Source organism: Curtobacterium sp. AC272 (genome assembly GCF_979258155.1).
This window is the reverse complement of sequence record NZ_OZ409838.1, coordinates 2,064,624-2,085,989: the sequence shown is the minus strand read 5'-3', so window position 1 is coordinate 2,085,989 and position 21,366 is coordinate 2,064,624. Positions and strand designations below refer to the sequence as shown.

The window sequence follows — 21,366 nt, the reverse complement described above, 5'->3', positions numbered from 1 at the left end:
ACGAAACCGCTGTCATACGACAGCGGTTTCGTCGTTCCAGCGCGTATGCAACATGGAGCGCCTGCAACGAGCGACCAGGTCGACGTCGCACGACATCGAGGGTGTCGTTCCGCGTCGGCACGAGCAACGCACCCAGCGCGACCACGAAGGCCCGGTGCGCGTCCGTGGCGGACGTGCACCGGGCCTCCCGGTCGTCCGTCAGCACGACGAACGGCTGCCGATCAACCGAAGCGACCCGAGACGTAGTCCTCGGTGGCCTGGACGGACGGGTTCGAGAACATCGTGGTGGTGTCGTCGAACTCGATGAGCTTGCCCGGTGCGCCGGTGCCGGCGATGTTGAAGAACGCCGTCTTGTCGCTGACGCGCGAGGCCTGCTGCATGTTGTGCGTGACGATCACGATCGTGAACTCCTTCTTGAGCTCCTCGATCAGGTCCTCGATGGCCAGGGTGGAGATCGGGTCGAGCGCCGAGCAGGGCTCGTCCATCAGCAGCACGTCGGGCTGCACCGCGATGGCGCGTGCGATGCAGAGACGCTGCTGCTGCCCACCGGACAGGCCCATGCCGGGCTTGTCGAGGCGGTCCTTGACCTCGTTCCACAGGTTCGCGCCCTGCAGGGACCGCTCGACGATGTCGTCGGCCTCGGACTTCGAGACGCGCTTGTTGTTGAGCTTCACGCCCGCGAGCACGTTGTCCTTGATGGACATCGTCGGGAACGGGTTCGGACGCTGGAAGACCATGCCGACCTGGCGACGGACGAGCACCGGGTCGACCCCGGGGCCGTACAGGTCGTCGCCGTCGATCTTGACCGAGCCCTCGACCCATGCGCCGGGGATGACCTCGTGCATGCGGTTCAGGGTGCGGAGGAAGGTGGACTTGCCGCAGCCGGAGGGGCCGATGAAGGCGGTGACGGTGCGGGGCTCGATGGTGATGTCGACACCCTCGACCGCCTTGAACTTCGAGTAGTAGACGTTGAGGCCGTCGACCTCGATGCGCTTGGACACGTTGATCCTTCTGGTGGGTGGGGAAGTGGGTTCGCTAGCGCGAGAGCTTGGGGGCGAAGAGTCGGGTGACGAACCGGGCGAGCAGGTTGAGCACCATCACGATGAGGATGAGCACCAGCGCGGCGGTCCAGGCACGGTCGACGAACGGCTGCGGGTTGGCGCCCTGCTGCGAGTACTGCGTGTACGCGTACACCGGCAGGGTCATCATCGGGTCCTTGAACAGGTCGTAGTTCATGCTCGCGGTGAAGCCGGCGGTGACGAGCAGCGGGGCCGTCTCGCCGATGACGCGGGCGATGGAGAGCATGACGCCGGTGGTGATGCCGGCGAGCGACGTGGGGAGGACGACCTTGAGGATCGTGAGGTACTTCGGCACCCCGAGGGCGTAGGACGCTTCGCGGAGCTCCATCGGCACGATCTTCAGCACCTCTTCGGTGGAGCGCACGACGATCGGGATCATCAGCACCGACAGGGCGACCGAGCCGACCAGGCCGAAGCGGGCACCGGGGCCGAGGAACAGCGCGAACAGTGCGTACGCGAACAGGCCGGCGACGATCGACGGGATGCCCGTCATGACGTCGACGAAGAACGTGATGCCCTTCGCCAGTGCGCCGCGGCCGTACTCGACCAGGTAGATCGAGGTGAGCAGCCCGATCGGCACCGAGATGAGCGCCGCGAACAGCGTGATCTCGAGCGTGCCGATCAGCGCGTGGATCGCGCCGCCACCCTCGGAGATCACCCCGCGCATCGAGTACGAGAAGAAGTTCGCGTCGAAACGGGCGAGACCGTCGGCCAGGACCGTCCAGAGCAGCGACACCAGCGGCAGGACCGCGATGACGAAGGCGGTGATGACGAGCGAGGTGATGAGCCGGTCGACGGCCTGGCGTCCTCCTTCGACGATGCGCGAGACGACCACGATCAGGACGTCGAACAGGACGGTGCCGAGGAAGAGCGCTGCGACGACGTTGAAGTCCTTGACCGAGCCGCCGGCGTTGAGCAGGGCGAACACGGCCACCAGGGCGACCCAGCTGCCGACCAGCAGCAGCCACGGAACCGAGCGGTGCAGCTTGCCGTTGGCGTAGACGTTGCCGGCGGTGCCGGTCTGACGGAGGGCGAGGGACATCGGGTGGACCTCTCAGCTGACCCGCGTGCGGACGATGTACCGCGCGAGCATGTTGATGACCAGGGTGATGACGAACAGGATCAGACCCGACGCGATCAGGGCGTTCAGGGCGGTCCCCGATGCCTCGGCGAACTGCAGCGCGATGTTCGCGGCGATCGTCGAGGGGTTCTGCGAGGTCAGCATCTGGAAGGTGACGTTCGTCGAGACCGACAGCACCAGGGCGATCGCCATCGTCTCGCCCAGGGCACGTCCGAGCCCGAGCATGATCGCGGACACGATGCCGGACTTCGCGAACGGCAGCACGGACAGGCGGATCATCTCCCAGCGCGTCGCACCGAGGGCCAGGGCGGCTTCCTCGTTGAGCGTGGGCGCCTGCAGGAAGATCTCGCGCATGACGGCCGTCATGATCGGGATCGCCATCACGGCGAGGACGATCGACGCGGTCAGGATGGTGCGGCCGGTGCCGGACACCTGGCCGGAGAAGAGCGGGAACCAGCCGAGGTACTCGTTCAGGAAGCCGTAGAACGGCTTCACGAACGGCGCCAGCACCACGATGCCCCAGAGGCCGTAGACGACCGACGGGACCGCGGCGAGCAGGTCGATGACGTAGCCGAGCACCGGGGCGAGGCGTCGCGGTGCGTAGTGCGAGATGAACAGGGCGATGCCGAGGGCGAGCGGGACCGCGATCACGAGCGCGATGAGCGCGGACCAGACGGTGCCGAAGACCAGGGGGCCGACGTAGTCCCAGAAGTTCGTGGCGTTGTTCGGCAGCTCGCCGACCTTGGCGGCGAACGCCGGGATGCTCTGCCAGACGAGGAACGCGGCGACGAGCACGAGCACGAACAGGATGAGGCCACCGGCGATCACCGAGGCGGCGGAGAACACCCGGTCACCGACGCGGACGACGGCCTTCGGCTTGGTCGGGGTGACGGTGGCCCCTGGCTGGGCCGGTGCGGTCGTCATGGGACTCCTGTCGGAGGAACGCCGGGGGAGGCGACGGGTTCGGGTGGTGGAGCGTGGAACGGGGTGCTGGTCGGACGGGCGCTGGCGGTGGAGCCGGGCTGCTCGCGTCGCGACGAGCAAGGGCCCGGACGCCGGTCAGGTGGGTGGGACCGGCGTCCGGGCGCTTGGGGGTCTTACTTGATGGAGTCGACCGCGGCAGCGGCCTTCTCGGCCAGGTCGGACGACAGGGCGGCCGACTTGGCCTCCTTCGCCGCGGCGTCCTGGGCGTCGCCGGTGACGACGTAGCTCAGGAAGCCCTTGACCAGGTCGGCCTTGTCCGAGTCCTTGTACTCCTGGCACGCGATGGCGTAGGAGACGAGGACGAGCGGCCAGGCACCGTCAGCGGTGTCCTTGCGGTCGATGTCGATCGCGAGGTCGTTGTCCTCGCGGCCGGTGGCGACCTTCGAGTCGGCGACGACCTGCGCGGCGCCGTCGGCCGAGATCTCGGTGGCCTTGTCGCCGACCATCAGCTTCGCCTTGTCGAGGTCACCCGCGCCGGAGTCGTCGATGTAGGTGATCGCGTTGGAGGCGCTGCCCATGGCGGAGGCGACACCGGAGGTGCCCTTCGCGCTGTCACCGACCGAGTACGGGAAGGTCTGGCTCGGCTCTTCGGTCCAGACGTCGCCGGCGTTCGCGGAGACGTACTCCGAGAAGTTCTGCGTGGTGCCCGAGTCGTCGGAGCGGTGCACGACCGTGATGTTCGCGTCCGGCAGCTTCGCGTCCTTGTTCAGCGAGGCGATCTCGGAGTCGTTCCACTTGGTGATCTTGCCCGAGAAGATGCCCGCGATGGTCTTCGCGTCGAGGGTCAGGTCGCTGACGCCGTCGACCTTGTAGGCGATCGCGATCGGGGAGATGTAGACCGGGATGTCGATGGCCTTGGTGTCGGCCTTGCACAGGTCGAAGGAGCCCGAGAGCTCCTCGTCGTTCAGTGCTGCATCGGAGCCGGCGAAGTCCGCGGCACCCGAGATGAAGTTCTTGCGGCCGGCGCCCGAACCATCGGGCGTGTAGTTGACCGTGACGCCCGAGGCCTGGTCCTGGAAACCGGCGGCCCAGGTTGCCTGCGCGGTCTGCTGGGCGGAGGAGCCGGAGCCGGTCAGGGTTCCGGTGAGGCTCGAGGAGCCGGAGTTGCTCGAGGAGGACTCGGTGCTGCCCGCGTCCTCGTTCGCCGCGCACGAGGAGAGCACGACTGCGCCGGCGATCGCGATTGCTGCGATCGAACCGATTCGCTTGATGTTCACAGGGGTCCCTTCGGGGATGGGGTGCAGTGGGACCACTGCGGTCCCTGGGCCGGTGCCGACCCGGGAGCGACTGTAGGGACGCGAGGTGACGGGGATCACGCGCGTTGGTGAACGGAAGGTGAACGAGGGGTTGTGCCGACCGGGAGGCGCGGATCGCGTTCCGGGCGCGGCGGACGCCCGGCACGTGGCCGGGTGCAGGGCGTGCGGTCGCTACGCCGGGATCGTGTTGCGGTGCGTCTCGACGGCGACGAGGGTCTCGCCGGCGATGTGCATCACCGAGAAGTCGCCGACCGAGAGCATCGCGGCGCGGCGGAGGTCGAACCGGCCGGAGTCGTCGGCCGTCGCGGTGGCGATCCGGGCGATGATGTCCGGCACCACCGGCCCGTGCGAGCACAGCACCGCGGTCTTGCCCTTGTCGAGCCGGCGGCGGACGACGCCCTTGACGTCGGCGGCGCCGCGGTCGTGGGCGTCCTGGCTGATGTCCGGGGTGCTCGAGACGCCGAGCTTCGTGGTGGCGGACAGCGGTTCGACGGTGGCGAGGCACCGGGCCGCCGTGCTGCTCACGATCTTCTTCGGGCCGAACGCGGCGACGGGCGATGCCGCGGCCTTGGCCTGCGAACGACCGACGGGCAGGAGTGGACGGGTGGCGTCCGGGCCGTTCCAGTCGGAGCCGGGCACGGTCTTCGCGTGCCGGAGCGCGATCAGGGCGAACGTGCGGTGGTGGCCGGCGGCGGCGCGTTCGGCAAACCGGTCGAGGATCGCCACGTCGCGCTCGTACGTCAGACGGTTGCGGGCGTCGTCGATCGTGACCCACTCGAGGGCGGCGACCTCGTGGTTCGGGGTGAAGTCACCCGCGCGGGCGTACTCCTTCGACGAGACACGGGCGGCCCAGTAGTGCACGACCTTGTCGCGACCGTTCGGCAGCACGTACTCCGCGGTGCCGAGCGGGGCGCCGAGGTGCACGCGGTACCCGGTCTCCTCGTCGATCTCGCGCACGGCGGTCGTCGGGACGGCCTCGCCCGGGTCCACCTTGCCCTTGGGCAGCGAGACGTCCTTGTGGTGGTCGCGGTGGATGAGCAGCACGAGGGGCGTGCCGTCCTGTTCGCGCCAGACGACTGCGCCGGCGGCGAGGACGGGGCCCGAGGGACCGCCGCTCACCGAGTGGAGCGCTTCCGAGCCGAGATCTTCCGCATCGTCACATTCTGCACGTCTTCGAGCGGGCGACCGTCATCGTCGGTCGAGTGGCGGGTCCACTCACCGTCGGACTCGAGGTGCCACGAGCTCGCGGTGTCGGCCATCGCCAGGTCGAACATCGCGAGCACCTCGTCGATGTGGTCCGGTGCCGTCAGCCGGACGAGGGCCTCGACGCGGCGGTCGAGGTTGCGGTGCATCATGTCGGCGCTGCCGATGAAGACCGCCGGGTCGCCGTCGTTGTGGAACGCGAACGCGCGGGAGTGCTCGAGGTACCGCCCGACGATGCTCCGCACCCGGATGGTGTCGCTCACGCCTTCCATCCCCGGCTTGAGCGAGCAGATGCCGCGCACCCAGACGTCCACCGGCACGCCTGCCTGGCTGGCCAGGTACAGGGCGTCGATGATCTGCTCGTCGACCATCGAGTTGACCTTGATCCGGATGCCGGACGGCTTGCCGGCGCGGGCGTTGTCGGACTCGGTCTGGATCCGCTTGAGCAGCCCCTTGCGCAGGTGCAACGGCGCGACGAGCAGCCGCTTGAACTTCTTCTCGATCGCGTAGCCGGACAGCTCGTTGAACAGGCGCGTCAGGTCCTTGCCCACGGTGTCGTCCGCGGTGAAGAGGCCCATGTCCTCGTAGATGCGCGAGGTCTTCGGGTTGTAGTTGCCCGTGCCGATGTGGCTGTAGTGCTTGAGCGTGCCGCCCTCTTGCCGGATGACGAGCACGAGCTTCGAGTGCGTCTTCAGCCCGACCAGGCCGTAGACGACGTGCACGCCGGCCTTCTCGAGCTTGCGGGCCCACGTGATGTTGTTCTGCTCGTCGAAGCGCGCCTTGATCTCGACGAGCGCCAGGACCTGCTTGCCCGCGGCGGCCGCGTCGATCAGGGCCTCGACGATGGGGCTGTCACCCGAGGTGCGGTACAGCGTCTGCTTGATCGCGAGCACGTGCGGGTCGGCCGCGGCCTGCTCGAGGAACGCCTGCACGCTCGTCGCGAAGGACTCGTACGGGTGGTGCACGAGGACGTCGTTCGCCTTGATCGCACGGAACAGGTCGGGCTTCGTGTTCGGCTCACCGGGCTGGAACTGCACCGGGGTCGTCGGCACGTGCTTCGGGTAGTGCAGGTCCGGGCGGTTGATCTTCGAGAGCTCGAACAGTCCACCGAGGTCGAGCGGCGACGGCAGCCGGAAGACCTCCTGCTCGGTGATGTCGAGTTCGCGCACGAGCAGGTCGAGGGTCACCGGGTCCATGTCCTCGGTGATCTCGAGGCGGATGGGCGGACCGAACCGGCGACGCAGCAGCTCGCGCTCGAGGGCCTGGATGAGGTTCTCGGCCTCGTCCTCCTCGATCTCGACGTCCTCGTTGCGGGTGACCCGGAACACGTGGTGCTCGAGCACCTCCATCCCCGGGAACAGGTCGTCGAGGTGGTTCGCGATGAGGTCTTCGAGGGGGATGAAGCGCATGCGGCCGGAGTTGTCGTCCGGCAGCTTGATGAAGCGGGAGAAGTTCTGCGGCACCTTGAGGCGTGCGAACTCCTGCCGCTGCGACTTCGGGTTGCGGACCCGGACGGCCAGGTTGAGCGAGAGCCCGGAGATGTAGGGGAACGGGTGCGCCGGGTCGACTGCCAGGGGCATGAGCACCGGGAAGATCTGCTCGTTGAAGTACTCGCGCATCCGGAGCCGGTCGGCCTCGTCCAGGTCGGACCAGTGCTCGACGTGGATGCCGGCGGCGTCGAGGTCGGGCTTGAGCGACCCGATGAACGCCTGGGCGTGGCGGTCCTGCAGCTCGTGCGCCTTCTTCGCGATGTCGCGCAGGACGTCGCTCGGTGCACGGCCGACGTTGGTGGGCACGGCGATGCCGGTGTCGATGCGGCGCTTCAGGCCCGCGACCCGGACCATGAAGAACTCGTCGAGGTTGGACGCGAAGATCGCCAGGAAGTTCGCACGCTCGAGCAGGGGCTGCGTGCGGTCCTCGCCCAGCTCGAGCACCCGCTGGTTGAAGCGCAGCCAGCTCAGCTCGCGGTCGAAGTAGCGGTCCGACGGCAGCGACTCGTGCTCGATCTCGACGACCTCGTCGAAGTCGTCGAGGTCGGGTGCGACGGATTCGCCGTCGAGCTGCGGTTCGGTGTCCATGTCCACATCCTGCCACCCGGGCCCCGTGGCCGGAGGGCCTCCGGTGGACGCTGTGGAAACACGCGGTGAACGCGCTCAGCCGGACGTCGACGGTCGGCGCAGGACCGGGACGTGGCCCCACCGCGTCACGACGCGCCACGACCACTCGACCGGGCCGTACGTGAACCGGCGCAGCCAGAGCCGGCTCGCGATCGACTGCACCGTGATCGAGAGGACTCCGATCACGACGACCGGCCACGAATCGGCACTGTGCCGCAGGTCGAGGGCCGGTCCCGCGACCCAGGCGATGACGGCCGCGGCCACGAAGTTCGTCAGGGCCATCCGGCCGAGCGGCTCGAACACGGCTGCGAGCACCCGCTGCGCCGGAGTGTGCCAGAGCAGGGCGAACCCGGCCGTGTACGCGATCGCCATGACGACCCCGGCGATGCCGCCCGGTGTGGTGAAGCGCGGATCGCCGGGCGTGGTCGTCTGCCACAGCACTGCCGGGACCGCTGCGACGGCAGCGCCCTCGAACACCGCGGCGATCCACCTGGTGCCGCGCTCGGCGACCCACGGCAGCCCGAACGCGGCCGACCCGGCGCCGAGCAGCATGAGTCCGGGCAGGCTCAGCACACCGCCGCCGGTGGACACGTACGCGGCGACCGTCCCCACGGCCCCGAGCAGCAGCACCGGGAGCCGGGGGAGCAGCAGGACGAACGGCATCACCACGAGACCGACCACGCCGTACTCCGCCAGGATGTTCCCGGGGTAGATCAGCCAGAGCAGTGCGCCGATGGCGAAGAGGGCGACCAACCGGCGGACGAGCACCGCCCAGACGGCCGCACCACGTCGGCGCGCGCCGTCCTGCATGAACCACAGGCCCATGCCGAAGAGGAACGCGAACACCGGGACGAAGCGCGTCTGCACGGTGAAGTCGAGCACGTCCCGCACGGGGTCGTCGTGCATCGGGTCGAGGGCTGCCCCGATCTCGGTGATGTCAGCGATGTTCACGGCGATGATGCCGGCGAGTGCGAACCCGCGGACGGCGTCGAGCAGGTGTGCGCGGTGGGGGAGTTGCGGCGAGGTGGTCATGCCTCCGATCCCAGCGGAGGGGGCACCCGTCCCGCGTCGTCCCGACGGATGATATTCAGTACATCACCGCAGGTGCCGCGCTACGGCATGGAGGAATGGTCACGATATACGAACGGTGACATCTGCGCCGGTTTGTGGGTATGGTGGGTCCCGTCAGAGCCTCCGGGGGATTCCACTGCGCGGGGGTGCAGCTACGAATGAAAGAGGTTCATCATGTCGCGTGTCCTTTCGACCGAGCAGGCCAAGACCGCCATCCGTCAGGTCCAGTCGATCATCAACGGTGGTTTCACCGACCAGATCTCGCAGCTCGACGCCCAGGGCCGGATCCTGTCCGACTCGAACGTCTGGGACGGCCCGCTCGCGGCGACCTTCCGTGGGTCGACCTGGCCGGAGACCAAGGCCGCCCTCGACAAGGCGAAGACCGAACTCGAGCAGCTCCGCACGCAGCTCGACAAGATCTCGCAGGACATCTTCACCGCGGGTGGCGGCGCGTAAGCAGCCACTCGTTCCGCCCGGACCGTCGCGCTCGCGGCGGTCCGGGCGTTCGCGGTCGGTGGGGCCGCGTGACCAGCACGACCAGTACGACTTCGGGGGATGAACCATGGCTGACCTGCACGGCAACGATCCGGTCAAGTTCGACAACGGCACGGCCGACGCACTCCGCACGGCGCTGAACGGCGCAGCCGAGTCGATCGAGGGGCAGGCCGGCTCGCGGCAGTCCTACGTCACCACCGCGTCGCTGGAGTTCCGCGGGCACTTCTCCGAGCTCTTCGCGCAGAACGCCGGCACCGCGAAGAGCGACGCCGAGGACATCGCCACGAACCTGCGCACGGTTGCGGGCTGGGTCGACCAGATGAAGGAAGCCGCCAAGAGCGAGAACGCTCGCCGCAAGACGGCGAGCGACTGGTACGAACACCACGAGAACCGCAACTTCATCGAGGTCGCCGTCGACTGGGCCAGCGGTAACGACAACCCGCCCGAGGTCAAGCACGAGGATGCTCCGACCTTCGCGCCTGCCAGCGCAAAGTCGACGACGCGTCAGACGCCCAACCCCGGCGCCGGTGGTGGCGGTGGTGGCGGGACGTCGTCGGCGAAACCGGAGGACCTGCGTTCCTTCGCCACCGGATCGACGTCGCTCAACAGCGACCTCGCCGGCAAGCCCGCGGGGCTCCGCGGCAAGCTCGACGACTTCGCGACGAAGTGCTCGTGGGGCACGATCAACGCCGACGGGCTCGTGTCGGCGTTCGACAAGTGGCTCGCCGCCAACGGCCAGGACGTCACCTGGGCGAACACCATCGCCGACGCATTCGCTGCTGCCGGCGGTGAAGGCGCTGTCTCCACGGTCTCAGACGCCGCGCTCGCCGCAGCCCTGGCCGCCGCGGGGGTCTCGCAGTCCCGCACCGACCTGCAGTTCGATCCGCCGTCGGCCTACGGGGCCCAGCCGACGACCGGCTACTCGATGGACCCGGTCAACACCACGACGGGCAACTTCCTCGAACCGGAGCTCGACCTCGGGTTCACCGGTGCATCTGCAGCGCTGCAGGTCACCCGCATGTACAACTCCCTCGACCAGCACGTCGGGCTCTTCGGTCCGGGGTGGGCGTCGATCCTCGAGACCCGCCTGCTCCTCGACGACGAGGGCGCATCCTTCGTCGGGGCCGACGGCCGTCAGGTCCGGTTCCCGCGCGACGGCGAGGGCTGGGCGCGCGGAGTCGGCGAGAACCGCTGGCTCGCGGCCGAGGGCGACCGGCTCGTCGTCCGCGACAACCAGGGCGAGCGCATCGAGTTCTCGCCGTCCGGGCAGTGGCTCGGGCAGCGGGGCGGCGCCGGTACTGCGGTCCGCGTCGAACGGGACAGTGACGACGTCGTCGTGCGTCTGGTGCACGAGCGCGGACGCTCGATCGACGTCGACCACGTCGACGGCCGGGTCGCGGTGCTCCGCGCGTCCGACGGCCGCCGGGTCGAGTACGGGTACGACGACCGGGGCCGCCTCGTCACGGCGACCGATGCCGTCGGTACCCGGACCTACGGCTGGAACGACGACGACCTGATCACCACGGTCACGAGCGCAGCCGGTGTCGTCGAGGTCGACAACACCTACGACGACCAGCGCCGCGTCGTCGAGCAGGTCAGTCCGCACGGCCGAACAGTGCGGTTCGCGTACCTGCCCGGCCGGGTCACGGTGGTGTCCGACCTCGACGGCTCGCGGTCGAGCTCCTACATCGCCGACGCCAAGGGTCGTCTCGTCGGGGTCATCGACTCCGATGACCGCCGCCAGTCGATGAGCTACGACCGGCACGGCAACCTGGTGTCGGCGACCGAGCGCGACGGGTCGGTGACCGTCCACGCGTACGACGACCGCGGCCGGAAGACCCGCACCGTCACGCCGTCCGGCGGCGACCTGACCTCCGGGTACGACGAGCAGGACCGCGTCACGACCGTCGTCACCGAAGCCGGCGCCGTCGTCGCGTACGAGTACGTGGGCGATGACCGCGATCCGTCGGTCATCACCGACCCGATCGGCGGCCGGACTGAGTTGACCTGGGAAGACGGCGCCCTCACCCACGTCGTCGACCCGACCGGCGTGGTCCTGACCTTCGACCACGACGCGTTCGGCGAGCTCGTCGCGACCACGAACGCCGTCGGCGACACCGCTCGCATCGAGCGCGATCCGGCCGGTCACCCGGTTGCCGCGGTCAGCCCCTCCGGCGCACGGAGCGAGTACCGCTACGACGCCGCCGGGCTGCTCGTCGAACGACGTGACGCCGACGGAGCCGTCTGGCGCTTCGAGTACGGCGCCGGCTCACGCATCGCAGCAGTCGTGGACCCGCTCGGCGCTCGGACCACGTTCGACTACGCCCCGAACGGCGAGCTCGCGACGACCACCGACCCGCTGGGTCGGCGTGTCTCGCGGACGTTCGACGACCAGGGGAACCTGGCGGAGCTCGCATTGCCGGGCGACGCGGTCTGGACGTTCGCGCACGACGCGTTGTCGCGCCTCCAGTCCGTCACCGACCCCGCGGGCGCGACCTGGCGTCGTGAGTACGACGTCGTCGGCGAGCTGACGGCGACCGTCGACCCGACGGGCGTCCGCCAGGAGTTCTCGGACGACGTCGCGACCGGCGTCGCGACCCTGCGCGACGCTTTCGACACCGCGACCGTCCGGTTCGACGAGTACGGCCGACCCGTCGAGTCCACGTCTGACGAGACCGGTTCCGAACTCATCACCTACGACGCCGCCGGTCGGCCCGTCGAACTCGTCGACGGCGAAGGCGGACTGACCCGACTCGAACGTGACCTCGCCGGTCGTGTCGTCGCGTTGATCGCTCCCTCGGGCGCGCGCTCCACGTACGAGTACGACGCCTGCGGTCGTCCCGCCGCGGCGACCGATGCCGCCGGTGCGCGGACGACGCTCGCCTACGACGCGGACTCCCGCGTCGTGGCCCGGACCCTGCCCACCGGCGAGGTCGAGGAGGTCACGTACGACGCCGTCGGACGTGGGTCACGCAGACGACTCCGGGTTCCGGCACCGCGCGGTTCCGGTACGACCAGGCCGGGAGGCTCGTCTCCAGCCACGACGCACGCTTCGGCCGTCGTCGGTTCCGCTACGACCCCGCGGGGCAGCTGATCCAGGTCGTCAACGGTCTCGACGGGGTCACCTCGTTCGAGTACGACGACCGGGGAAGGCTGGTGACGATCACCGACTCTGCCGGCGGGACCACACGACGCGAGTACGACGCCGCCGACCGTGTGGTCGCCGTCACGGACCCGCTCGACCGCACCGCCACAGCGGCCTACGACCCGGCCGGGCGCCAGATCCGCCAGACGGATCCCGACGGCCGCACGACGGAGTGGACCCACGACGCGGCTGGCCGACAGCGGGCCGTGCTCGTCGACGGTGCGGTGCAGTCGGAGATCTCCCGCGACGCCGTCCACCGCACGGTCGTCGTGACGGACCACACCCGTGGTGCCGGTCGGACGATCGAGCACGAGCTCCAGCACGACCGCCGTGGCCTGCTCGTCCGCCGTGCCCGAGGCGACCAGTCCGTCGCGTGGGAGTACGACGCCGACGGCAACCGCACGGCTCGGGTCGACCCGAACGGCACCCGCGCCACCTACCGTCGCGATGCCGTCGGCCGCGTCGTCGGGGTGGAACGGGACGGCGCCCCTGCCGGCACGTTCTCGTACGACGCCTCGGGTCGGATCGTCCAGGCGGCCACGGGCGAACTGGTGCAGTCGTGGTCGTACGAGGGTGGCGCACTCGTCGCGCACACCTCGACGACGCTCGACGGTGCCACCACCACGAGCATCGAGCGCGATGCCGACGCGCGGATCACGGCGATCGACGGACCGTCCGGAATGGTGTCATACGAGTACGACGCTGCCGGCCAGCTCGTCCGCGCCGGGGGCTCGACGTGGACCTACGACGACCGTGGGCGGCTCGTCGCTGAGACCGTCCGCGGGGCCGAGACACGCTCTGAGTACGACGCTGCCGGTCAGCTGGTCGCGACGATCACCGAGGCCGGCCGGACCGAGTACGTCCACGACGGTCTCGGCCGACGCATCCGGCGGACCACCGCCGACGGTTCGACCACCGAGTACGCGTGGTCCGACCTGGGGTACCTCGCTGCCGTCGTCGACCGCGACGACGCGTACGCCGAGACCGGTCGGCTCGACGTCTGGGTCGATGCCCTGGGTGAACTCGCCGAGGTGGCCGGGGTCGCCGCGTGGTGGGACTCCGCCGCGGTCGTGCCGTCGCTCATCAGCATCGCCGACACGTCGTTGCTCGACCTGCCGGGGGGTGTCACCGCGATCGGCGATGTCGTCGCGCAGCCCGCGTGGCGCAGTGCTCGCGCAACCGACGCTGCCGACCCTTGGGCGGCGCTCGCTGCCGTCACCGACGTCGGACTGCCCGCGGGGGTGGCACTGACCGGTTCTGGTGGGGTGTCCGTCGCGGGGCTGGAGTGGCTCGGCGCCCGTGTGTACGACCCGGCGGCGCGGGGCTTCCTGTCGGTCGATCCGCTCGCGCCGATCCTGGGTGCGGCGTGGTCGGGGAACCCCTACTCGTACGCCGGCAACGACCCGTTGCAGGCCGTCGACCCGCTCGGGTTGCGGCCGGCGACGGACAAGGACCTGCAGTCGTACCGGGATGCGCACCAGGGGGCGATCGCGGCTGCCGGGAGCTGGTGGAACGACAACTGGGAGTACGTCGCCGCAGGTGCTGCGATTGGACTGGGTGTCGCGCTCATGTTCACCGGGGTCGGCGGCCCTGCTGGAATCGCGCTCATGGCTGCGTCTGGGGCGTTGCTCAGCGGGGGCGTCTCGGTGGCGTCGCAGAAAGCACAGACCGGAAAAGTAGATTGGGGCAGAGTCGGAGTCGACACTGCTGTGGGCGGCGTGCTCGGTGCAGCCGGTGGCGGAGCAATGATGTTCGGCAAGGCTGCCATGGCAGGCGCACCTGCAGGCCAAGCGGCGCGAGCCGTCGCGGTCAACATGGGTGTCAACGGAGGGGTCGGTGCTGTGAGTGGTGGTGTGACCAACCTTCAGAAGAACGGCTGGCAGATCCGCAACGGGTGGGAGTTTGCGGGGACGTCGTCGGCGGCGGGGTGTCCGGTGCTGCCGGAGGAATGGCTGGTCCGGCCGGGGGCACGATCGCTAAGGAAATCGGGTACTCAGCGTCCGGAGCGCTCGCTCAGGGACGTCCCTGGTGCTGAGCGGCGCATCAACGGCGGCCGGGACGGCAGTCAGTCAGGTGATCAGCGGGGACGGAGTGGATCTCGGCACTGTGGCGCAGAACGGAGCCACGGGTATGGCGGGCACGTACGTCAGCGGGAGGATCCTCCCGGGTCAGCACGGAGTGGATACCCTTGCGCAGATGCCCTACTTCCACCCGCGAACCCCCTCCGGCGCGTTCAACTTCTTGCAGAAGAACACGAGCACCTTGTGGGGATCGGCCGTCGGCGGTTCGGTCGTGGGAGGTCTTTTCGGATGACGAGTCGATCAAGCCGTCGAATACGACCTTGGTTCGTCGATGCTGTTGCAGCCCTCGCTTGCCTGGTAATCGCCTGGTGGCGCTTGCGGAGTGGTCCCCAGGACATCAACGTCCCCGCGGCGATCATTGTCGGTGCCGTTGCTCTCGGCTACGGGAGCGCCGTCGGATGCTGGTCGAAGCTGAACGATCGTCGCCCGGTGGTACTGGCCGCGCTGATGGTGGTTGTGGTCTTGGTCTTCATCGGCCTCGTCGGCGCTGCTCGGCCGTTTGCGGGTCTTCAATGGTTGTGGCTGCTCACCGCCTTTGCCGGTCTGATCAGTGGCGCAGCGGTCGGCGATCGCGTGAGCGTACGGCTCCGGGGAACTGCGCAACCGAGGATCGAGCGCTGACCAATCCTGTGTGAGCTGCTTGGTCAATCCTGTGTGAGCTGCTTGGTGCAGACAAGCGGTGTCCGTTGCGGAGTCGGCGGGGCAGTGGGTCAGCGCGCACTTTTTCGTAGCCAAGAATGCAGTCGCTCAACTTCGACCGCCGTGAGCGTGTGCGCGACGGCCTCGACGTTCGGCGTGATGACGAGAGCGATTGCGTCGACCGGCACGTTCTGTCGCGCCGCATCGATGGGTGCTCCCGTCATCTGTTCTCCGCCGAAGAACAGGAATGCGGTCGGAGTCGAATCAGACTCGATCTGTTGCACCCGACGGTTGACAAGGCTCGAGAGCTCTTCGCCACGAAAGACGGCGACGACGCTCGCAATCTCCATTGTCACGATGAGCTGGAGGCGACGGGTCAAGCCGCGGGGTTCGGCGGAAGCTGTGATCCGAAGACCGCCGGAATCCCACGTCGACGGTGACGGCATCTGGATCGCTCCCGCCCTGGAGGCACGCTTTTCGAACATGCCGAAATGCTACTGACGTGTGCTGCTGGGCGGGCCGCCCGCGAGCAGGAAGGCCCTCGCAGACCCCGATGAAACCGGTCAGATCGACGTCCAACGGAGACGGCTCCATCACCCTCGGCGCCGACGGCCGTCCCCGTGAAGCCGACGACGGCGCGGGCGGACTGACCCGCCTCAGACCTGATCTCGCAGGCCATCCTGGGACGGTGGACTGCCTGCCGGCTGGCCAGATTGTCGGCACGACGGGCGTCGGAGTCACGGTTGACTGACACCGGCGCTGAACGAGTCGCGCGGAGAAGGCGCGTGCGGCGGGACAAGGTCGCGGCATCGATCGTCCTCGCTGTCGTTGTCCTCGTGCCCCTGCTGGGCTTCTTCGTCGGGCCGATCACGTTGAAGGTGTATGACGCAGGACACCGGGGGCATGCAGTCTGTACCGTCACCTCTGCTCACAGCAGCGCCGGATCGTCCCACTCGCTGAAGGGGATCGGTTCGTCGATGGCGCAGATCGTGTTCGAGACTTCGGACTGCGGAACACTCGTTCTGCAGCGGGGCGTCACCCGCGACAACGAGGACGACCTCGCCGAGAGCATCGTCCCGGGCGAGCGCTACGAGTTCGACGTCGGCGCGGCCTCCTTCGCCATGCGGAGCTTCCTCAACACGATTCGACAAGCCGTCTACGTCAACAGCTTCGAGCTGGCCTGAGGGCGGCTGAGGCGCTCGTCAGTGCCCGAAGACCCGGACGAATTCGTTCCACTGCGCCGGCGCACGCTGCTCGAGCCATGCGCACAGTTCCGGGTAGGCGGCATCGATCGACAGGACGCTGATCACACCCCGTTGGCCGTGCACCTTGATGTCGAGCCCACCGAAGCGGTTCGTGGTGGGTCGGATGTGCTTGATCGCCGCCGGGTCGACGGTCCGCGGGGCGCGGAACATCGGGGTGACCACCAGCTGCGAGTCGTACGCCTCGACGCGACGGCGTTTCTGCCCGACGCCGAGGTAGACGAACAGCAGCCCGAACAGCACCATGCCGACGCCGGCAATGAGCATCCCGACCGCGTCGGGGTCGTCGAGCAGCGTGAGCGTGGCGAGGAAGAAGAACCCTCCCACGACGATGAACACGATCCCGATGATCCGGAGCAGCAGGTAGTTCCACCGGCGTGCGCGGACGGTGAAGAGCACGCCGTAGGCCTCGTCGCCGACGACGGTGGACGGTGGTCGTTTGCGATCGCTGCGGCGGACGAGCGCGCTGACGGCGGCCGGGATCGCGATCATCGCGAGCAGCGCGATGAGGACCGGCGAGAGGTTGAGTGTCACCGATCTGCCCCCGTTCGCGCGTGCGGACGTCGTCGTTCGATGGGCCCGAAGCCCTGGTCCCCCTGGATCATGCGTGCAGAGTATCAGCGCGGTTGTGGACGGCGAAGGCGCAACTCGCTGGATGCGATACGTTGTATTCCAGTCGGAGCGTGTGGCCCGAACGGGGGCGGCCAGGGCGGCCGATCGACGCGGACCCGACGCCATCGAGCAACTAGCATCGATGTGCTCGACGATTCTCTTGGGGGGAAGACCGTGATCAACCAGCGTGCCGGGAACACCGGAGCACGAAGCACCACTTGCCGGCTCGTGGGGGCGGTCGCCGTCACCGGCATCGCCGCGCTGGTGCTCGCCGGGTGCACGTCCGACGACAAGCCGGTGGCTGACCCGTCACGGATCCTGCAGACGGTCGACACGCGTCTGGCCGCGGACGGCTCGATCACGTCGATCTCCGACACCGCGATCTCGGTCGCGGGCAAGGACTCCTCGTCAGCGACGACCGACCACGACCCCGCGAAGGCGGCTGGTGACCTCCCGCTCCGCATCACGACGCAGTACTCGACGTCGAAGAAGACCGGTACCGACCTTGCCGACCTCGACGGGTACTCGGGCCGGATCGCGATCGACCTGACGATCGAGAACCTCACGGTCACGTCGAAGAACCTGACCTACGACGTCGCCGGGACCTCTCGCTCGACACCGGCGCTCGTGGGTGCACCGTTCAGCGTCGCGGCCTCGACCGTCCTCACCGGCACCGCGGCCGACCGCATCGTCACCGATGCCGCTGACTCCGGTTCGGCCACGGACGGCGTCGTCAGCACGAACGAGGACGGGGACGCCGTCGTCCAGTGGGGCCGCCTGCTGGCACCGCCGACATCCGGCGCGAGCAGCACGCTGCACCTCGTCGCCGACGTCAAGGACTTCACGGCACCGACGTTCGACGTCGCCGCGCAGCCCGGGCTGTCCACGGACCTGTCCTCGACCGGCGTGGTGAACGCGGCGTTCGGGTCCGACAGCGACTCCGAACTCGCGCTCCAGCGCCGCACCATCGACCTCATCTCGCAGGTGAACGAGGTGCTCGCACGAGCGGGCGGCACGATCACCGAGGTCCGGTCCAACCTCGAGACCACGTCGAAGACCCTCGGAGTCAGGACGGCCGAGCGGCTCAAGGAGAGCAGCTCGTCCCTGGCGGGCACCATGCGGTCCCTGTCCGGCGAGCTCGACTCCCTGAACGGCGACCTCGGCACGACCGTCAAGGCGACACAGTCCACGGTGCTGCAGCAGCTCCAGCAGACCACCACGAGTCTCGACAGCCTGCTCGGCGACACTTCGGCGACGGCACCGGCCACGGTGCTCGACGGCAACGGGTGCGCGGCGACGCCGAAGACCTCGACCGCGGGCGGCAGCGTCTACGGCAACCTGCTCCGCGTCTCGTCCCAGCTCGAGGGCTACGCCGACGCGAGCGAGGCGTGCAAGCAGCAGGTCAGTGCGCAGCTGTCCGCTGCCGTCGGCCCGACGGCCCCGGACGCGACGACCTGCGCCGCGACGGACGCGCGAGACTCGCTGACCTGCACGCTCTACGAGTCGTCCACCGCGATCAACGGTTCGCTGATCGGACTGGTGAGCACCGGGCAGGCGCTCGCTGCGCGGTTGCAGCCGGAGACGGTCGACGACGCCATCGCGAGCGCCGCCGACCTGGACGAGCAGCTCACGACCATCTCGACCACACTCGACGAATACGAGAACGGCGGGGACGGTGGCACCGGGGACGCCCTCCGCGCACTGTCGACGAGCGCTGACCAGATCGGCACGCGGCTCGACGCACTGGCGACGGCCGTGCAGACAACGCACGACCGTGCCGAGGCGGCACGTGACCTGGTCGACGGCGCAGGGTTCCCGCTGTCGATGCAGCGTCAGAACTCGGCGGTCGCGGACCAACTCTGCACCCTCGCGACGCTCGGACAGCTCGACCAAGCCGACGCTGATCGCCTCCGCGGCTACCTGACGGCCGAGCCCTGCGCCGGTGCGCCTGAGGGGACCGTGCTCCAGCCCGGACTCGGGTTCACCGACCCGATGGACGAACGACTGGACGACCAGACGGCGCGCTGGCAGGACGTCGTCGACTCGACCAGCGCCGACGCGACGACCGAGGGCACCATCGGCAGCGCGATCGCCGGCCTGCGGACCGATCTGGACGCGCTCGACGACAGCATCCGCGCTGTCCGTGACGCCGTCCGTGGTGGGAGCGACGACGTGGGTTCCACGATCGAACGCCTTCGCGCAGCAGTCGCGGACGCCGACCGTTCGCAGGCGGTCATCGCGACGCAGCTCGGGACGGTCCGCCAGACGCAGATCGACCTCGCGGCCCAGGTCGAGAAGACCTTCAAGGACGCTTCCGATCAGTCGTCGGAGACCTTCAAGAAGGCCATCGACGCACAGGTGCGGAAGGTCTCGACCACGGCGTCCGCGAGCAACCAGGCTGTCCGGGATGCCTTCGACAAGTCGATCGCCGGCCTCCGGTCCACCTCGGGCGAGGTCACGAAGGACTCGAAGGGCACGATCGACGAGCAGAAGAGCACGCTCGACCAAGAGGGTTCGGAGCTCTCCTCCGCGGTCGACCGCCAGACGGCGTCCAGCCTCGAGCGCATCGCGGCCAGCACGAGCGCCTCGACGCGTGACGTGCAGGGCGCTTCGACGCTGCTGACCGGCGACCTCAACCGCGTGATGCTCGACCTGGGCGACCGCAAGGTCAACGGCTCCGGCATCCTCGGCGCCATGGCCACGAGCGCGGCGAAGTCCGACTCCGCCGACTACCAGCTCGCCCTGGCGTCGCAGAACGCCGCGGGCTACGCGAACGTCCGGGCCGAGGACGTCGCCGGCATCCTGCTCCAGCAGGAGCAGTTCCGTGCATCGCTCGATGCGGCGACGACGCTGCCGGCGTTCCAGCTGAAGGTCCCGGCCAGCGCGACGTCGACCACGCTGTACACCTTCCGGATCGGGGCCGACCGATGAGTGACCAGACGACCGAAGCCACTGCGACCGAGGGTGCTGACGGAACGCGTCCGAGCAGCCGCCGTCCGCTGCTCTTCGTCGGCATCGCGGTGCTCCTCGTGGCCGCGGTCGTCGCCGCCGTCCTGACGTTCCGGGCGTTCGGCAGCAGCACCCCGGCCGAAGCGGTGTCGGCGACCGTGCCGGTGGAGATCACCGTGGCACACGTCCCGGCGAAGACGAAGATCGGCATCATCGTCACGCTCGGAGACGGCGAGGGATCCGAGTGGAACGAAGCGGCGCAGGGCGCGCTGGTGGCGGAGCGTCGGCTCGCACTCGGTGGCGCCGACGTCGCGCTCGTCACGAAGAACGACGGCGGGACCGCCGCCGGGGGCAAGGCCGCGGTGGACGCCCTCGTGAAGAGCGGTGTCGCGGGCATCGTCGTCGCCTCGTCGGGCAGCCACGTGTCCGGCGCCGTCACTGCAGCTGCGGCGAAGGGGATCCCGGTCGTCCTGCCCTACGCACCGGCGGAGAAGGACTCCTGGTCGACTGCACCGGCGGCTGGCTCGATCAGCAAGGCGATGACCACGGCACTCGGCGCCGCCGAGGCTCCACTGCTGGTCGACCTGGGCGGCGGTGCTCCGGCGGGCCTGCGGGTGGCGCACGTCCTGGACGGTGACGACACCGCGGACACCGCAGCGCTCGCCACGACCGTCGCCGAGCGCACCGGCGCAACGAGCAACGAGCAAGACGCGGACGCCGACGCCGACGCGAAGACCCCGACGCCAGACTCCGACGCCGTCGTCGTCAGCGGCTCCGCGGAACGCCAGGGTGCCTTCGTCGCCGCGCTCCAGGCCGAGAACGTCACGGTGCCGGTCGTCCTGACGCCGGATGCGACGAGCCCGGCGTTCGGTGCCGCACTCGTCGAGGCCGGCGGCAGCCTGAGCGGTTCCTTCCGGACCGTGGGTGTCGCCACCGACGACGCTCGAGCGCTCGCCTCCGACTCCGGCGGCCGGGCGATGTCCGCCTTCCTCGGTGGTGTCCGGGTGCTCGCCGGGGACCACGACGCCGAGAACCTGACCGGTGACCAGCCGTTCTCGGCGGTCGCGGGCGCGGCGGACTCGCGCAGCCACGACGCCGTCATCGCCCTGGTCCGCGCCGTCGGCACGGCGAGGAGCGCCGAGCCGGCGGACGTCACCGACGCCCTCGCCGCGCTCGACCTCGACACCGATGCGGGCATCGCCGGTCCGGCGCTCGACTTCACGCAGCAGCAGGCGCTCGGGACGCCCGCGACGGTGCTCGCGGCGTCGGCGCAGCAGCTCGGTCTCCGTCCGGCCAGCACCGCGTCCGGCGACGGCACCGGCAGCGGAACCGACGCCGCCCAGACCGCGTCGCTCGTCTGGTTCGACGACTCCAGCACGGACTGACCCACTC

At 69.2% G+C, this 21,366-nt stretch carries 15 protein-coding genes; 6 read left to right on the top strand and 9 right to left on the bottom strand.

Annotated elements, in window-relative coordinates; all coding sequences use genetic code 11:
* Positions 1-221: 221 nt before the first annotated feature.
* From pstB to ACZZ0J_RS10545, 7 genes are all read right to left on the bottom strand, one after another.
* The gene (gene pstB / locus ACZZ0J_RS10575; RefSeq protein WP_123340921.1) at positions 222-1,001 is read right to left on the bottom strand and encodes a phosphate ABC transporter ATP-binding protein PstB; all 780 of its coding nucleotides are present in this window, start codon (positions 999-1,001) and stop codon (positions 222-224) included.
* 34 nt (positions 1,002-1,035) lie between these two features.
* The gene (gene pstA / locus ACZZ0J_RS10570; RefSeq protein WP_123340920.1) at positions 1,036-2,121 is read right to left on the bottom strand and encodes a phosphate ABC transporter permease PstA; all 1,086 of its coding nucleotides are present in this window, start codon (positions 2,119-2,121) and stop codon (positions 1,036-1,038) included.
* Positions 2,122-2,133: 12 nt separating this feature from the next.
* Positions 2,134-3,084, bottom strand: a complete 951-nt coding sequence (gene pstC / locus ACZZ0J_RS10565) for a phosphate ABC transporter permease subunit PstC (protein WP_123340919.1) — start codon at positions 3,082-3,084, stop codon at positions 2,134-2,136.
* A 173-nt stretch (positions 3,085-3,257) separates the two neighbouring features.
* Positions 3,258-4,361: a phosphate ABC transporter substrate-binding protein PstS gene (gene pstS, locus ACZZ0J_RS10560; RefSeq protein WP_123340918.1), complete on the bottom strand. Its 1,104-nt coding sequence runs from the start codon at positions 4,359-4,361 to the stop codon at positions 3,258-3,260.
* A 210-nt stretch (positions 4,362-4,571) separates the two neighbouring features.
* A complete protein-coding gene (locus tag ACZZ0J_RS10555; RefSeq protein ID WP_123671493.1) occupies positions 4,572-5,519 on the bottom strand; it encodes an NUDIX hydrolase in 948 nt (315 codons plus the stop codon).
* Complete coding sequence (locus ACZZ0J_RS10550) at positions 5,516-7,681, bottom strand: RNA degradosome polyphosphate kinase (RefSeq protein ID WP_123293277.1); 2,166 nt, start codon at positions 7,679-7,681, stop codon at positions 5,516-5,518. The genes ACZZ0J_RS10555 and ACZZ0J_RS10550 overlap by 4 nt, the downstream gene beginning before the upstream one ends.
* A 75-nt stretch (positions 7,682-7,756) precedes the next feature.
* Positions 7,757-8,752, bottom strand: a complete 996-nt coding sequence (locus ACZZ0J_RS10545) for a DUF418 domain-containing protein (protein ID WP_463436764.1) — start codon at positions 8,750-8,752, stop codon at positions 7,757-7,759.
* Positions 8,753-8,965: 213 nt separating this feature from the next.
* On the opposite strand from ACZZ0J_RS10545, the gene ACZZ0J_RS10540 reads away from it, so the two are divergent.
* The 3 genes from ACZZ0J_RS10540 (at position 8,966) to ACZZ0J_RS10530 (ending at position 15,133) form a co-directional block, all read left to right on the top strand.
* Positions 8,966-9,247, top strand: a complete 282-nt coding sequence (locus ACZZ0J_RS10540) for a hypothetical protein (RefSeq protein ID WP_027466625.1) — start codon at positions 8,966-8,968, stop codon at positions 9,245-9,247.
* A gap of 106 nt (positions 9,248-9,353) precedes the next feature.
* On the top strand, positions 9,354-12,380 hold the full coding sequence (locus ACZZ0J_RS10535; protein ID WP_463436761.1) for a DUF6531 domain-containing protein: 3,027 nt from the start codon (positions 9,354-9,356) through the stop codon (positions 12,378-12,380).
* Between the two features lie 62 nt (positions 12,381-12,442).
* Positions 12,443-15,133 carry an RHS repeat-associated core domain-containing protein gene (locus ACZZ0J_RS10530; RefSeq protein ID WP_463436759.1) on the top strand — a complete coding sequence of 897 codons (2,691 nt, stop codon included), beginning with the start codon at positions 12,443-12,445 and terminating at the stop codon, positions 15,131-15,133.
* Between the two features lie 89 nt (positions 15,134-15,222).
* Here the strand turns inward: ACZZ0J_RS10530 and ACZZ0J_RS10525 are convergent, their stop codons facing one another.
* Entirely contained in the window at positions 15,223-15,636 is a 414-nt protein-coding gene (locus ACZZ0J_RS10525; RefSeq protein WP_463436757.1) for a hypothetical protein, read from the bottom strand.
* A gap of 300 nt (positions 15,637-15,936) precedes the next feature.
* Here ACZZ0J_RS10525 and ACZZ0J_RS10520 point away from each other — a divergent pair, with 300 nt between their 5' ends.
* A complete protein-coding gene (locus tag ACZZ0J_RS10520) occupies positions 15,937-16,335 on the top strand; it encodes a hypothetical protein (RefSeq protein ID WP_463436756.1) in 399 nt (132 codons plus the stop codon).
* Between the two features lie 18 nt (positions 16,336-16,353).
* Here ACZZ0J_RS10520 and ACZZ0J_RS10515 read toward each other — a convergent pair whose 3' ends face one another.
* Complete coding sequence (locus ACZZ0J_RS10515; RefSeq protein ID WP_463436754.1) at positions 16,354-16,947, bottom strand: hypothetical protein; 594 nt, start codon at positions 16,945-16,947, stop codon at positions 16,354-16,356.
* 252 nt (positions 16,948-17,199) lie between these two features.
* Here ACZZ0J_RS10515 and ACZZ0J_RS10510 point away from each other — a divergent pair, with 252 nt between their 5' ends.
* A complete protein-coding gene (locus ACZZ0J_RS10510) occupies positions 17,200-19,956 on the top strand; it encodes a hypothetical protein (protein WP_463436752.1) in 2,757 nt (918 codons plus the stop codon).
* Entirely contained in the window at positions 19,953-21,359 is a 1,407-nt protein-coding gene (locus ACZZ0J_RS10505) for a hypothetical protein (protein WP_463436750.1), read from the top strand. Before ACZZ0J_RS10510 ends, ACZZ0J_RS10505 begins: the two co-directional genes overlap by 4 nt.
* Positions 21,360-21,366 lie beyond the last annotated feature (7 nt).